We start from the raw sequence: 15,919 nt of genomic DNA on the forward strand, positions 1-15,919 counted from the left end.
AGAGGAAAGTGTTTCGTAATGAAGCGCTTTCCTCTTTTTCGTCTTTTTTAGGTTAAATTTCGAAAGAAAATGAGCAAATCATTTGCAAGTTACATTTATTTTCCGTAATTTTGTCGGAAAATAGAGAAATATGGCAGCAAAAGAAGAAAAGGAAAAGGCAAAGTTTGTCAGAGAAACAGTAGTGAAGTATTTCTTTGATATGAGTAAATCCACTTTTACTGTAATGGTATTAGGTGGGATGGCGGCTCTGTTTGGTATAGTTCAGACCAATCAGGAAGATTCTTACTGGGCGATATTTTGGGGTATCTTCTTAACTGTCATTTTATTTATAATAGGTTTGTTAATTTCTAAAAGATAAATATATGAATACATTAGCTTTAACTTTTGCCGTGTGCTCAATAGTAGCATTGGCCTTTCTTGCATGGCTCTTTACTCCTTGGGGAAAGAAGTGGTCGAAGGAATTGTAGTGATGAAGAAGATAAAATATATATTATGCGCTTGCCTGATGATGGCAAGCTTGGGCATGGAAGCCAAGTCGATGAAGGACTTGCTGGTTTCGATGCCCGATTCTGTTGTGCCTTATCTCAACCACAACCTGCGGTTGGAATTTACTGAGCTGCAGGAGATGGGAGTGAAGGCGGAAGTGAAGAATCTTTTAGGCGAAACGAGTGTGATGGATACGCTGACTGCTGATTTCGCCCAGTTGAGAACGAGTAAGAGCGCTACTTTGCAGATGAAGAAACTGCCATTGGCTAACGGCGATTCGCTGCTTTGCGTGGTGAAGACTTTTGCCGGAGTAGAGAAGGAGAGTGAACTCTATCTCTTTAATCAGGATTGGCAGGAGCAGGATGCTAGCAGGATTTTCGATGGAAAATCTTTGCAGCAACTGGCTTCCGGTCTTGTTGCCAAACCCGATACGATGAGCGAGGCTAAGTTTGAGGAACTCAAGGGGAAAATTGAACTCAAAATCGTGAGTGCTCTGCTCCTGCAACATGAAAACAGCCTCGTAGTGCGCTTGGCTTTACCTTTCGTGTCTGCTGACGATAAGAAGGCTGTAAATGCAATAAAAGTGCAAAGAAAGTTTAATTGGAACGGTGAAACTTTTAAGGAGAGTTAAATCCTTGAAGTTTTTTGCTATAAACTATTGTAGGTTACAAGATTATTTGTACCTTTGCATCGTGTTTTTCATGGTATTAGATTATTAAGGTTAATAAAAGATTGGTTGTCGTGAGACAATCAATTTTTTTTTGTCCCTATCTGAAGGCATCAGCCCCTTGTCTTACCCATCGGCTGGAGGCCGTTGGTTCAGACCGCAGGGCGATGTTTAGAAGATAACCATTCCGATGATACCGCAGATGAAAAGCAGCAGGATAGGGTTGGTCTTTCTGAATTTTGTGAAGTAGAAAGCAGCCAGAAACAGCACGATGCTTGCTCCGAAGACAAACGGATTGTCGGTTGGTGATCCGAAGTTCTCTTTATTCATCAGGAGAACGGCGGCAGCAGCTATCAGTCCGATGATGGCAGGGCGGAGTCCCGCAAAGATATCCTTTACGATTTTAGAATCCTTGTGCGTAATCAGATAGCGGCTGATGAGAATCATGATGATAAAAGGCAGCCACATGATGGAGAGCGAAGCCAATACCGAACCCAGACAGGCTGCCCAGGTAGGATAGCCGTCGTGAAGGCAGGCGGTATAACCTACGTAGGTGGCACAGTTGATGCCGATAGGTCCCGGTGTAGACTGGCTGATAGCCACAATATCCGTAAACTCAGCATTGGTAAGCCAATGGTTCTTCACTACCGTCTCGTTATGGATGAGCGAAAGCATCGCATATCCGCCACCAAAATTAAATGTACCAATCTTGGTAAATATCAGAAATAACTTTAGAAATAGCATATCTTTTCTGTAAACTGTAAACTATTAACTTTTAACTATAAACTTTCCATAAAGCCAGCCCAGCACGCCGGCAGCAATGATGATGTAGATAGGGGAGATACCGAAAGCTGCAATCAGCAGACAGCAGACAACGGGAATCCAGATGTTGTAGCGGTTGATGTTTGCCGTCTTTGCCATCTTGAAGCAAGGCGCAGCAATGAGCGCTACCACGGCAGGGCGCACACCCATGAAGAACTTACCCACCCAATAATTGTCCTTGAAATGCTGGAAGAACATGGCGATGATGAGAATGGCGATGATAGAAGGCAGGGCTATGCCTATGGCACCCACAATGCCTCCCCAGACTCCCTTCAGCTTATAGCCGATATGACTCGCCATGTCGATGGCGAAGATGCCCGGAGTGGTCTGAGCCACTACCATGATATCCATGAACTCCTGTTTGTCCATCCACTTGTTCTTGTCTACAAATTCCTGTTCCATGATTGGTATCATGGCGTAGCCTCCGCCTAGCGTGAAAGCCCCGATTTTATTGCACGTGAGGAAAAATTTTACTAACATATCTGTTGTTTCTATATTACTTTTCTCTTATATCTGTTGAAATCGGCTGCAAAAATACACATAATTTGTTAAATATGCTAGCTTTCATGCGGATAATCTTCAAAATCGTGTGCTTTTTACCCGAAAATTTGTATCTTTGCAGCTAATATTTTATAATAAAAAGACATTAAACTATGAATCTGAAAGTACGCCTAGCAGTGATGAACTTCCTGGAGTTTGCAGTTTGGGGAGCTTATCTCACGTCTATGGGCAACTATCTCGGCAAGGCTGGGATGGGTGCCGAGATTTCCTGGTTCTATACCATCCAGGGAATCGTATCTATTTTTATGCCTACATTGATGGGCATTGTGGCAGATAAGTATATCCAGCCGCAACGTCTTTTGGGCTATTGTCACCTTTTGGCAGGAGCAGCCATGATAGGTCTGTTCGGTATGGGACAGGCTAGTCAGACTCCTAATGAGGCAATGTTTATTGCCGTTTACACCTTCAGCGTGGCTTTCTATATGCCTACATTGGCATTGTCAAATACTTCGGCATTCAGTATATTGAAGAGCAACGGGCTCGACACCGTGAAGGCTTTTCCGCCAATCCGTGTGTTCGGAACCGTGGGCTTCATCCTCACGATGTGGATTGTGAACTGTGCTACCTGGGACAACGGTTCATTCTCGTTCCTGTTGAGCGAGAACGCCCATAAGTTCCAGTATACCCACTATCAGTTCCTGGTATCGGGAGTGCTCAGCATCCTTCTCTTCCTCTATTGCTTCTCATTGCCAGCCTGTCCTATCGTGAAGAAAGAGACAAAGAGCTGGGTAGAGACATGGGGTTTCGATGCCTTCAAACTCTTCAAGAGCCGCGAGATGGCGATGTTCTTCATCTTCTCTTGCATGCTCGGTATGAGTCTGCAGGTAACCAATGGCTATGCCACTCCGTTCATTACCAGTTTCAAGGGCGATCCTGCGATGCTCGATACTTTTGCAGCTAACAATGCTACGCTCCTGGTATCCATCTCTCAGGTGGCCGAGGCGCTCTGCATCCTTCTCATTCCGTTCTTCCTGAAGCGTTATGGCATCAAGGTTGTGATGCTCATCGCCATGTTGGCATGGGTTTTGCGATTCGGTTTCTTCGGATTGGGCAATCCTGCATTCCCGGGTGTTACCTTCTTCATCCTCTCATGCATCGTTTACGGTGTAGCCTTCGACTTCTTCAATGTGTCGGGCGGTCTGTTTGTAGACCAGAAATGTGATGTGAAGGTAAGAGCATCGGCTCAGGGACTGTTCATGCTGATGACCAACGGTCTGGGAGCATCTATCGGAACCATTCTTGCAGGTATGGTCATCAACCATTACTGCCACTGGACAGATGATGGCTACCTGATGGGTGACTGGAAAACCTGCTGGTTCATCTTTGCCGGTTATGCGCTCGTGGTAGCAGTAGCCTTTGCTGTCCTCTTCCGTCCGAAGAAAGAACAGAAATAAGGAAGAAAAAGTGTCATACTCAACGCGAGAGTAAAAACAGAATGTTACGTAAGAATATAAATAAATTTAAATAAAGAAAGGGTACATAATGATGTTGTACAAACTTAAACTCGCTGCCTGCTTTGGCATTGCGGAAGCTTCCGGGACATGTATTATTAGTTTGGTAGACGAATCCGAAAAAAGAGCTTTGTCTATTATGACTAATGAATATGTAGCAGAGCAGCTGAAGGCATGTAATTCGAAAACTTCTGATTTTAAAAATGATGTGATCTCTGTACTTTGGACACTATTTGACAGGCAAAATGTAGACGATTTCTATCTCGAATTCGATGCTACGCCAGAGAGGGGAGTATATGCTACTCTTGTGAATAAAATCACAAATGAACGTATGAGCATCAAGACTGACCAGGCTGTGTTGTTGTCTGTGGCTGCAGATATAGAAATGTATACAACAGAGCTGGTTATAAAGGAAATTTCTACTCCTTTTAATAAAAATGATATGAGTTCGGCTTCTTGTGCGGTACCTATTTCGGCTTTGCCAGACCAGATGCTCGAAAAAGCATTGGATTGTGCCATTAATGAAGAAGATTACGAAACAGCCTCAGCCATTCGCGATGAGATAGAGCACCGCAAAGGCAAAAAAAAGTGAATAATTAAAGGATATTCTTACGGAATAACAGAAAATTAAGAAGAAAAAGTAACAATAAAAGGAAATGAAAGAAGTTAGATTTTTCTATGTGCCAGATGCGGCTACACAGACAGAACTGCCTCAGGAAGAGGCTACTCATGCACTCAGGGTTTTGCGTATCCAGGCGGGGGACGAATTGTTCCTGATGGATGGCAAGGGGGTGTTCTACCGTGCAGAAGTTTCGCTGGCTACCAACAAACGGTGCATCTATGAGGTGAAGGAGGTTATGCCGCAGCAGCCTGCCTGGCGCGGACACATTCACCTGGCCATCGCCCCGACAAAGATGATGGACCGCATTGAATGGATGGCAGAGAAGGCTACGGAAATCGGCTTCGATGAAATCTCTTTCCTCAACTGTAAGTTCTCTGAACGCAAGGTCATCCGCATAGACCGCATAGACAAGATTGTGGTTTCTGCCGTCAAGCAGAGCCACAAGGCTTGGAAACCTGTGGTCAACGAACTGCAGAACTTTAAAGATTTTATTACGGCTCCCCGCAATGGCAGAAAGTTTATCTGCCATTGTTATGAGGAGATAGAAAAGAAAGACTTTTTTGCCGAGATTTCCAAGTCATGCCCAGCTGATGATTCTGCCGGAGCAGCCCAGGAGGGTGCCGATGACATCACCGTGCTGGTAGGACCTGAGGGCGATTTCTCTATCGATGAGGTGAGACTGGCCCTGGAAAACGGATATGAGAGTGTTTCGCTTGGCACCAGTCGCCTCCGTACGGAAACAGCAGGATTGGTGGCTGTCAACATGTGCCATTTGGCAAGAGCTTTATAATATTAACTAGTGTGATGAAAAGATTGTATAAGAGTTTGATGTTCATGTGCTTGGCTGTCGTATTGGGATTGCTGAGCTCATGCTCGGGCACTGACTATCTCAATGCCATTCCAAAGAAAAGTACTGCGCTCATCTCTGTTGACATGCAGCAGATGGCATCCGGCAAAAGCGATGAAGACAAGGCGGGAATGCTCAAGTCTCTGCTGCACGTTGAGGATGCATCGAAGTGTGGCATCGACATCTCAGAGAAGATTTTTCTCTTTGAGAGTGCTGATGGCAACCTCGGACTTTGTGCCAAGGTGAGCGATGAGGGCGATGTAGAAGACTGGCTTGCTTCGCTTGCCAAACAGCATATCGCTACAGAGGTGAAGGAGCGCAAAGGCTTTCATTTCTCTGTATTGAAAAATTCGTGGCTGGTCGGCTTTTCTGATCAGGCACTCCTCGTTATGGGACCGGTTGTAGCCGATGCGCAGGCCCAGCTCCAGCAGCAGATGGTGAAATATCTGAAGGCTGATGAGGACGAAGGTATTACCGCATCGCCTATGTTTGAACGTCTGGAAACCATCACTTCGCCTATGGCTATGGTGGCTCAGGCTCAGGCGCTGCCGGAGAAGTTCGTAGCTCCGTTTACCCTTGGCACTCCTAAAGATACCGACCCTTCGCAGGTAGTGATTGCTGCTGAGATGGACGTGAAAGACGGTATCCTGCAGGTGAAGGGAGAAACCTTCTCCTTTAATAAAGAAATAGATGAGGCCCTGAAGAAGGCGGCTCAAACCTATCGTCCGATTAAAGGCAGCTACGTTAAGTCGATGCCTGCTGATGCCCTGGCGGGTATCTTCATGAACGTAAAGGGCGAGCAGTTCCTGCCGATGATGCAGAGCAACCGCAGCCTTCAGACCCTCCTGATGGGTATCAACCAGGCCATCGACATGGATAATATCATCCGTAGTGTGGATGGGGATATGGCTATCGTGATGCCTTCGCTTACAGATAACAATATGCAGATGACGATGGCTGCTAAACTGTCGCATGCCAAGTGGTTGGGCGATGTTGATTATTGGAAAACTTCATGTCCGGCTGGTGCGAAGATAGCCAATTGGGGCAAGAATGCTTACTTCTATACCGATGGCAAGACCTCGTTCTATTTCGGTGTGACGGATGACAAGCAGTTCTTTAGCGGAAGCGACCAGCTGATGGCGCAATATGCCGTGAAACCAAGTAATCATCCGATAGATGCAAAGATTCAGAAACTCATCGTCGGTCAGAAACTGGCAATGGTCATCAATCTCGCTAAGAGTTCTGGTAGTGACGGCTCGGGCAAGGATGATGCCATCTCTACCGTAACCGGTCTGCTCACCCCAGTCTTCGGAAATCTTACTTCGGTGGTCTATACTTTAAAGGTAAAAGGGTAAAAAGGTAAAAGGGTAAAAAGAACCTTACCCCCCCCCCCTCTCTCTCTGCGCCCCCGTTCCTAGCGATTCTATCGCTAGTCCCCCAAAAAAGTCCTAATTTTAAAGGTAAAAGATTAAACATTAAACATAAAAAAAAGTGGAAAAGATTCAGCTTCATTCCGTTCTCCCACAGGTTTTTGCCCAGCGCAACGACCTGGATTCGGAGATATGGAAGCAGGATGTTACCTTCGAGAAAGGTCATCTTTATCTTATCGAGGCAGAGAGTGGCAGCGGAAAGAGTACTTTCTGCAGCTATGTGCTCGGCTATCGTCACGACTACAGCGGAAGCGTGATGTTCGACAATGATGTTACCGCCAACTATAAGGTGAAAGACTGGGTAGAGATGCGCAAAAAGCATATCAGCCATCTCTTTCAGGAACTCCGTCTCTTCCCTGAGCTTACTGCCCTGGAGAATGTAGAAATCAAGAACAAAATAACCGGATTCAAGACGCGTGAGCAGATACTTAAATGGTTTGATATGCTCGGTATTGCTGATAAGGTAGATGCCAAAATCGGCAGAATGTCGTTCGGACAGCAGCAGCGTGTGGCAATGATGCGTGCGCTCTGTCAGCCTTTCGACTTCATTCTGGCTGATGAGCCTATCAGTCACCTCGACGACAACAATTCGCGCATCATGGCAGATATCATGATGACCGAAGCGAAGGAGCAGGGGGCTGGCGTCATCGTAACCAGTATCGGTAAGCACATGGACTTAAACTATGAACATATATTTAGATTATGAATTTGGTTTGGAAATTATTGCGTCAGCATATCAGCATACCTCAGTTTGCGGGCTTTGCCTTCGCTAATCTCTTCGGTATGCTCATCGTTCTTTTCGGCTTTCAGTTTTATAAAGACGTGCTGCCTGTCTTCACTCAGCAAGACAGTTTCATGAAAGCCGACTACCTCATCATGAGCAAGAAGATAGGTATGGGAAATACCATCAGCGGCCGTTCCAATACCTTCTCGGGTTCTGAAATCGATGAAATCGGCGACCAGAAGTTTGTAAAGAAGATTGGAAAATTCACCTCTACTGAATATAAGGTAGATGCCCAGATGGGTGTAAACGGCGTGAACGTTCTGAACAGCGAACTCTTCTTCGAGAGTGTGCCTGACGGTTTTGTTGATGTGCCACTCAAGGACTGGAAATATACGCCGGGAACTCAGGAGGTGCCAATCATCCTCCCGCGTACCTATATTAATATGTATAACTTCGGTTTCGCCCAGAGTCATTCGCTCCCTAAAATCAGCGATGGACTGATGGGCATGATCGATTTCAATATCCAGATTCAGGCTGGCGGCAAGAAAGAGCAGTTCAAAGGAAAGGTTATCGGTTTCTCTTCGCGACTCAACACCATCCTCGTTCCACAGGCTTTCATGGACTGGAGTAACCAGGAATTCGCTCCAAACCAGAAGAGCGATCCCAACCGCCTCATTGTAGAGGTAGGAAACCCGGGAGACGAGAACATCACCAAATACCTGGATGATAACGGTTATGAGGTAGAGACAGACAAGCTGGATGCAGAGAAGACTACCTATTTCCTTCGTATGATGGTATCGATGGTGATGATTATCGGTTTGGTTATCTCTGTCTTGAGCTTCTACATTCTGATGCTCAGCATCTATCTGTTGGTTCAGAAGAATTCTTCTAAGTTAGAGAATCTTCTTCTGATAGGTTACAGTCCGAACAATGTAGCAAAACCATATCAGGTGCTCACCATTGCGCTGAACATCGTGGTACTCATCATCGCGTGGATCATCCTCTTCTTCCTCCGCGATTACTACATGGGCTTCATCGAAACCCTCTTCCCTGATATCGACGAGGGCACCATGCTCCCAGCCATCGCCCTAGGTCTGTTCCTGTTCCTGATAGTTTCTATCCTGAACATCGTAGCCATCCGTCGCAAGGTGATGAGCATTTGGCAGCGAAAGGAGTAAGAGCGCCTAGCCTCCGTTCCAGGCGATTCCATCGCCTGTCATAAAAGCTCAGTCCCCCGCTTTTAGCCCCGAAAAAACTATAAGCAAACCCCCGTTATAAATAACAAATTAAAGGAAATCTGCGTTATTTGCTTAACGCAGATTTTTTTTATGTTATAAAACATCATTTTTAATGCAGATGTAACAAATAAAAGCAATTTTTTTATTACTTTTGCAACCGATAACAATATAAGAGGGGGGCATATCCCCAAGTTTTAATAATTTTATATAATAAAAGGTATGCAGAAAAGATTGCATTTATTAGTGGCTTTGCTGGCCTTTATGGTAACCACAGCCATGGCGCAGATTACAACATCTAGCGTTAGTGGTAAAATTACAGCTAATGGCGAAGACGTCATTGGCGCAACAATCAAGGCTGTTCACCAACCTTCTGGTACAGTCTATCGTGCAGTGACCAACATGGATGGTCGTTATTCTATTCAGGGTATGCGCCCGGGTGGACCTTATGTTCTGGAAGTAACCTACGTGGGTTACAAGAACAAGCAGGTAAAGGGCATTTCTCTTTCTCTTGGTCAAAACACAGTCTTGAACGAGACTTTGGCTGAGGATGCTGCTCAGTTGGAAGACGTGGTAGTTGTAGCCAATCGTAACAACAACATGCGCACCGACCGTGCTGGTGCAACAACAAGTATTGATGCAACACACATTGAGGCAATTCCTACCGTATCTCGTAGCATGAACGACCTCTTGAAGTTGACCCCACAGGCTTCTACCGTAGGTGGTTTCTCTGTTGGTGGTGGTAACTTCCGTCAAAGCTATGTAACTGTAGATGGTGCAGCATTCAACAATGCTTTTGGTATCGGTTCTAACCTTCCTGGTAATGGCTCACCAATCTCACTTGATGCATTGGATCAGATATCTGTATCTTCATCTCCTTTTGATGTCCGTATGAGTGGTTTCACTGGTGGTGCTATTAATGCAGTTACCAAGAGCGGTACCAATCAGTATAAGGGTTCTGCTTATATGTATACTACCAATTCTCATCTTAAAGGTAACAAGGTGGATGATTACGAGTTGACCCGTCTTCAGTCTCATACTACTACTTGGGGTGCAACTGTTGGTGGTCCTATCATCAAGGATAAGTTGTTCTTCTTCGTAAATGGTGAATATGAAGTTCAGATGGCTGCTGGCCCTTCGGCTGTGGCTCGTGCTTCAGAAAACGATGCATGGAACTTCTCTTCTGGTACAGTACATCGCCCTACAGTAGGTGATATCAGTACATTGACAAATTTCCTTTCCAGCAAGTATGGATATAACCCAGGCCGTTATCAGGGCTATTCATTGGATACTCCTGCCTACAAGATTTTGGCACGTTTGGATTGGAATATCAATGAGACAAACAAGTTGAATTTCCGTTTCTCTCGTTCACATTCAAAGGATTCTAATGCTCCTTCTTCTTCAACCAGTCCATTCACAACCAACGCACTCTATTTGGGAGGTGAAGGAATTTCTGCAGGCAAGGGTAATCGTACTTCTAATTCAGCGATGTATTTTGAAAGTGCGCGTTATTGCAAAGACCGCAACTTTACCTCTTTTGCTGCAGAATGGAACTCAAAGTGGGGCATCGTCAACAATGCTTTACGTTTGACATACTCTTTTCAGGATGAGCCTCGTTCTTACACAGGTGGTGTGTTCCCTACAGTAGATATTTTGCAGAACGGCTCAGATTATCTCTCATTCGGTCCTGATGTCTTTACTGCCGGAAACTTAGCTCAGGTGAAGACTTTCGTTGCCACCGATGAGGCTTCTTTCATGATTGGAAAGCACAATTTCCTGGCTGGTGTTCAGTATGAAACCAATGAGGCTCTGAATGGATTCGGTGCTGCCATGAATGGTTACTATGTTTATAATTCATTAGATGAATTCATGGCTGGAGGTCAGCCTTTTGCCTATGGTATTACCTATCCGTTCAATGGTACAGAACCTTTCCATGCTAAAATGAAGTATAATCAGTTCTCTGCGTATGTACAGGATCAGATTAACTTCTCTGACAGATTCCGCATGACTGCCGGTATCCGTATGGAGGCTCCTTTCTATCCTGAGTTGAAGAACAATTATAATGCTAAGTTTGCTGACCTGAAGTTCAAGATGGCTGATGGTTCTGAAGTAAGCTATACAACAGATCAGTTGCCTGATGCTCCTGTCACAGTTTCTCCTCGTGTAGGTTTCAACTGGGATGTTCTCGGCAATCAGAAGGTCGTACTCCGTGGTGGTACCGGATACTTTATCGGTCGTTTGCCTTTCGTATGGCTCGTTTCTGCTGTGTCTAATTCGGGTTGTGGTCAGTATCAGTACTCCTATATTCAGGGTGATGCTAAATCACTTCCTACTTTTGGTGAGATTTCTAAGTTCTATCCTACTGTTGCAGAGCAGTTGTCTGACAGCGGCTTATCTCTGCCTAAGGAGCCAAATGCTGCACCTCCGACTCCAACCATCATCGATAAGGATTTGAAGATGAATGCAACATGGAAGTCATCTCTGGCTGTTGACGTGAAGTTGCCATACGATATCAATTTCTCTGTTGAGGGAATCTATAGCCGTGATTTCAACCCATCTGTTGTTACCACTCAGAACTATTACTGGGATGGAAAGCAGACCATTACTTTGAGTCCAGAGGATACTCGTCATTATCTTACATGTTCAAATAAATCGGTGACACCATATTTGATTACAAATGCTGGTCACAAGGCACATTATGAATCTTTGACATTCTCTTTGGCAAAGAAGTTTGACTTTGGTCTCGACCTCTCGGCTTCTTATACCATGGCACAGGCGAAATCATACGGTGACGGTGTTGGCGACCAGGTAACTTCTGCCTATAAGAACAACCGTTATTCTGTGAATGCCAATAATGATAAGGAAATCGGTTTTGCAAACTATGTTGCTCCTAACCGTTTGCTGATTACTGCCAGCTATTCTAAGGATTATGCTAAGCATTTCGGTACAATGGTTGGTTTGGTATATGAGGGAACTAATTTTGGCTATGATCCATATGCTGCAACAAGATTCTCATATACATTTGCTGGTAATGTAGTGAACGATTATAAGGGTTCTTACAGTTTGCTTTATGTTCCTGCAAGTCGTGAGGCGCTTGATGCCTGGAACTTCTCTGACTATATTTATACTGATGCTAAAAAGCAGAAGCAGACTTATACAGCAGAACAGCAGAAGGATGATTTCTGGAACTATATCAATCAGGATTCTTACCTGAAGGGACGCAAGGGTAAGTATGCTGAGCGTGGTGGAGCCAAGATGCCTTGGCATCATCAGCTGGACTTCAAGTTTGCACAGAACTTCTACATGAATGTAGCTGGTCAGCGCAATACATTGCAGTTTGGAGTTGATATCAAGAACCTGGCAAACTTGCTTAATAGCAGCTGGGGTCTTTACAAGAAGGTTGTTAACAGTTCTTTGTTGAAGTATGACTCTAAGAAAGAGTCTTTCCAGTTCCAGCGTAATGGTTCTGAGGCTTTGACCAAGACATTCACCAACTACACAAGCTTCAACTCTACCTATTCTATCCAGTTCTCTATCCGTTACATTTTCAATTAATGGGTGAGTTCTGGAAATCAGAATCTGTGTAGACTATCGTACTATACATTAGTATAATATCATTCCGATGCACTTCTCTTTTTCGAGGGAAGTGCATCTTTTTTTCGTTTATTTGCATCTTTTTTGTATATTCTATCATTTTTCTCTGTTTTTTGCTTGTTGTTTCAAAAATAATGTTTATATTTGCAACATATTTGTTTATAAGAGTGAATGCACACGGTACGAGGTGCGCGGTTCTCTCTTTATTTATTCACAAAAGAATCTAAACAACATGCAGAAAAGATTGCAACTACTTCTGGCTATGCTCGCCTTCGTGGTGACTTCGGCAATGGCTCAGATTACCACTTCGGGCATTAGTGGTAAGATTTCTTCCAATGGCGAAACCGTTATTGGGGCTACAGTTACTGCTACACACCAGCCATCTGGTACTGTGTATCGTGCTGTAACAAATGTAGATGGTCGCTATACTATTCAGGGTATGCGTCCAGGTGGTCCTTACAAGGTAAGTATCTCTTATATCGGATATAAGGACAAGGTTTTCAACAATGTCAGTCTGAACTTGGGTGAAAGCCAAAATCTCTCTTGCTCTCTTCAGGAAGATGCCAAGCAGCTTCAGGAGGTTGTTGTTTCGGGTAAGGCTGGTCTGAATGGTACGAAGACCGGTGCGGCCATGAGTATCAATGCTCAGCAGATAGCTGATATGCCTTCTATCTCGCACAGTATTGCGGATGTGGCTCGCCTGAATCCACAGCTTACTACAAACGGACAGTCTGGCTCTATGTCATTCGCCGGTATGAACAACCGTTATAATTCATTCCAGATTGATGGTGTGATGAATAACGACGTGTTCGGTCTTACTGCTAATGGCAGTAATGGTGGTCAGGCAGGATCTCAGCCTGTTTCTATGGAGACTATTGACCAGATTCAGGTAAATATCGCTCCTTTCGATGTTCGCCAGGGTGGTTTTACCGGTGGTGCCATCAACGCGGTAACCAAGAGCGGTACCAATGACTTCCATGGAAGTGGCTATTTCTATGGGAACAACCAGGATTTGGTTGGTCGTCATTATAAGAATATGGATGGTACCTATGCTCAGCCTTATGATGATGAGAAGGAAACTTTGTTCGGATTTACGCTCGGTGGTCCAATCATCAAGAACAAACTCTTCTTCTTCGCAAACTATGAGAATTCAGAAAAGTCGTACCCAACTCAGTATACCATCGATTCTCCAGATGTTAAGTTTAATCCGGATTTGGCTAAGGACTTGATGTCTAAGATTTATGACTTGGCTAACCGTCAGGGTTATGATTATGCAACTTCATGGGCAGATAAAGATAAGAACGTGAAGAGCCAGAAAGCTGGTTTGAAGTTGGATTGGAATATCAACGAGTTCAACAAGTTCTCTGTACGTTGGAGTTATGTTGATGCTAAGCAGACGCTTGGTCTGGGTGGTATTGCTACATTGAATACTACCGACCACTTGTATGATTTCAAATCTAAAACTCATTCTTTCTCAGCAGAGTTGCAGAGCCGCATCTCTCCAAACCTGAGCAATGAGGCACGTGTATCTTATGTTCGTGTTCGTGATGAGCGTACTTCTGGTCAGCCAGCACCATCTATCACTATCTATAAGGTAGGAAATGGTACCATGAATATCGGTAATGAATATTCCTCAATGGCTAATGGATTGAATCAGGACATTTATACCCTCGAAGATAACTTTACATGGTACAAGGGTAATCATACACTGACATTCGGTACACATAACGAGCTTTATAAGTTCTCTAACCTCTTCCTTCAGAATCTCTATGGATGCTATTATTTTGATACTCCAGACGATTTCCTGAATTATTATACTGGTTGTGGAGCTGATGGCTTGGGAGGTGATGGTAAGTATATCAAGAACTTCTACTTTACACAGGCTAATGTTGAGGTTACCGGTAATCCTCGTTGGGCACCAGAGTTTAGTGCAGCTCAGTTGGGCTTCTATGTACAGGACAAGTGGGATGTGACAGACAGCTTCCAGCTCACCTATGGTCTCCGTATGGATATGCCTCTGTTCTTTGATACTCCTACCGAGAATGCTAAATTCAATGAGTGGGCAGCAGGTAAGGGATATGGTTTCAAGACCAATCAGAAACTTGCCAGTACACCAATGTGGAGCCCTCGTGTAGGTTTCCGTTGGGATATTGAGAAGAACCGCAAATATATCCTTCGTGGAGGTATCGGTGTATTCACTGGTCGTATTCCTTTCGTCTGGTTGAGCAACAACTTTACGAATACTGGTGTGCAGACATCTTCTTACTCTGCAAAAAATAATTCTGCTGTGCAGCTCATCATGGATCCTAACAAGCAGACTCTGAATGCAGATAATCTGAAGGCTACCGGTAGCCAGCTGATCAATGTGTTTGACAAGGATTTCAAGTTCACTCAGACTATGCGTGTTAACCTTGGTTTCGATTTCAATCTCCTGGGTATCGAATGGACTGCTGAGGGTATCTTCAGCAAGAGTCTGAATGATGTTTATTACAAGAACTTGGCTTATGAGGAGTCTGGTAAGACCTTGTCTCAGACCTCTTACATGAACTGGGATAACCGTCCTGTTTATACAAAGGTGGCAGATGCTAAGTCGTTTACCAACATCTATGCAATGTATAATACAAGCAAGGGCTACAGTTACAGCCTGTCTTTGTCTGCAGCTAAGCACTTTGCGTTCGGTCTTGATCTGAATGCATCTTATACATTCACTCACTCAGAGTCTGTAAGCAGTATGACCTCATCTGTTGCTCAGAGCAACTGGCGTAATACTCATACTTATCGCTTCTCAAACAACCCAGAGTTGGCTAATAGTGGTTATAATGTGCCTCATACAGTGAAGGCTTCTGCTTTCTATCACTTCAACTGGGGAACCAACAAGTTGTTTACCACTACAGTAGGTCTTATCTACCAGGGTCAGAGCGGTTCTCCTTACTCTCTCGTTTATAGTGGAGATATCAACGGAGATAATGGTACAAGTAATGACTTGATTTTCATCCCTACAGATGCGCAGGTAGACCAAATGCAGTTCTTGGGTACTGATGCTTATACTGCTGAGCAGCAGCGTGCTAATTTGAAGCAGTGGCTTGCTACTACTCGTTATGTGAAGGATCATCGTGGTGAGTACTTCGAGCGTTATGGTGATAACTTGCCATTCGAGAGTCATTTCGATTTCCACTTCGGTCAGAAGTTTGGAATCCGTACAGGCAAGTATGTACATGCTTTGGAACTGACTTTGGATATCATGAACGTGGCTAACCTCCTGAACAAGGATTGGGGCCGTACCTTCAGTAGTGGTTATAACAGCGAGTTTGTTTCTCCAATCACGTACAAGGGTGATGGTGTATTCCAGTTCGCTAACCCATCAGATATGCCTCTCAAGTATCCTAGCTCATACTACAGCCGCTGGCGTGGCCAGGTTGGTTTGAAGTATACATTCTAAAGTATAATTATCTTTTCAGACAACATATCATTAATATAAAA

12 protein-coding genes are annotated in these 15,919 nt (G+C 44.4%); 10 read left to right on the forward strand and 2 right to left on the reverse strand.

All coding sequences use genetic code 11. The annotated features are described in order from the left end of the window. Window positions 1-130 precede the first annotated feature (130 nt). Entirely contained in the window at window positions 131-358 is a 228-nt protein-coding gene (locus tag ONT19_RS02240) for a hypothetical protein (RefSeq protein WP_217315205.1), read from the forward strand. Between the two features lie 111 nt (window positions 359-469). Beyond that, complete coding sequence (locus ONT19_RS02245) at window positions 470-1,117, forward strand: DUF3256 family protein (RefSeq protein WP_181975245.1); 648 nt, start codon at window positions 470-472, stop codon at window positions 1,115-1,117. A 207-nt stretch (window positions 1,118-1,324) separates the two neighbouring features. On the opposite strand, the gene ONT19_RS02250 is transcribed toward ONT19_RS02245, so the two are convergent. Beyond that, the gene (locus ONT19_RS02250) at window positions 1,325-1,897 is read right to left on the reverse strand and encodes a chromate transporter (RefSeq protein ID WP_022121159.1); all 573 of its coding nucleotides are present in this window, start codon (window positions 1,895-1,897) and stop codon (window positions 1,325-1,327) included. A 24-nt stretch (window positions 1,898-1,921) separates the two neighbouring features. After that, window positions 1,922-2,455 (reverse strand): chromate transporter, encoded by a 534-nt coding sequence (locus ONT19_RS02255; protein WP_118416094.1) that lies wholly within the window; start codon window positions 2,453-2,455, stop codon window positions 1,922-1,924. Between the two features lie 173 nt (window positions 2,456-2,628). Here ONT19_RS02255 and ONT19_RS02260 point away from each other — a divergent pair, with 173 nt between their 5' ends. The 8 genes from ONT19_RS02260 to ONT19_RS02295 all read left to right on the forward strand — a co-directional run bounded on the left by ONT19_RS02260 (window position 2,629) and on the right by ONT19_RS02295 (window position 15,878). Further along, on the forward strand, window positions 2,629-3,930 hold the full coding sequence (locus tag ONT19_RS02260; RefSeq protein ID WP_118139602.1) for an MFS transporter: 1,302 nt from the start codon (window positions 2,629-2,631) through the stop codon (window positions 3,928-3,930). An 88-nt stretch (window positions 3,931-4,018) separates the two neighbouring features. Continuing rightward, window positions 4,019-4,579 carry a UvrB/UvrC motif-containing protein gene (locus tag ONT19_RS02265; protein WP_264952389.1) on the forward strand — a complete coding sequence of 187 codons (561 nt, stop codon included), beginning with the start codon at window positions 4,019-4,021 and terminating at the stop codon, window positions 4,577-4,579. A 64-nt stretch (window positions 4,580-4,643) separates the two neighbouring features. Beyond that, window positions 4,644-5,399: a 16S rRNA (uracil(1498)-N(3))-methyltransferase gene (locus ONT19_RS02270; protein ID WP_118189867.1), complete on the forward strand. Its 756-nt coding sequence runs from the start codon at window positions 4,644-4,646 to the stop codon at window positions 5,397-5,399. A gap of 14 nt (window positions 5,400-5,413) precedes the next feature. Beyond that, window positions 5,414-6,811 (forward strand): DUF4836 family protein, encoded by a 1,398-nt coding sequence (locus ONT19_RS02275; RefSeq protein WP_200758453.1) that lies wholly within the window; start codon window positions 5,414-5,416, stop codon window positions 6,809-6,811. 136 nt (window positions 6,812-6,947) lie between these two features. Beyond that, window positions 6,948-7,592: an ATP-binding cassette domain-containing protein gene (locus tag ONT19_RS02280; RefSeq protein WP_144150513.1), complete on the forward strand. Its 645-nt coding sequence runs from the start codon at window positions 6,948-6,950 to the stop codon at window positions 7,590-7,592. Further along, window positions 7,589-8,788 carry an ABC transporter permease gene (locus ONT19_RS02285; protein WP_022121166.1) on the forward strand — a complete coding sequence of 400 codons (1,200 nt, stop codon included), beginning with the start codon at window positions 7,589-7,591 and terminating at the stop codon, window positions 8,786-8,788. The genes ONT19_RS02280 and ONT19_RS02285 overlap by 4 nt, the downstream gene beginning before the upstream one ends. 279 nt (window positions 8,789-9,067) lie before the next feature. Next, a complete protein-coding gene (locus ONT19_RS02290) occupies window positions 9,068-12,400 on the forward strand; it encodes a TonB-dependent receptor (protein ID WP_264952388.1) in 3,333 nt (1,110 codons plus the stop codon). A 271-nt stretch (window positions 12,401-12,671) separates the two neighbouring features. After that, window positions 12,672-15,878 carry a TonB-dependent receptor gene (locus tag ONT19_RS02295; RefSeq protein ID WP_264952387.1) on the forward strand — a complete coding sequence of 1,069 codons (3,207 nt, stop codon included), beginning with the start codon at window positions 12,672-12,674 and terminating at the stop codon, window positions 15,876-15,878. Window positions 15,879-15,919 lie beyond the last annotated feature (41 nt).

Source organism: Segatella copri (genome assembly GCF_026015625.1).
Lineage (GTDB): Bacteria > Bacteroidota > Bacteroidia > Bacteroidales > Bacteroidaceae > Prevotella > Prevotella copri_H.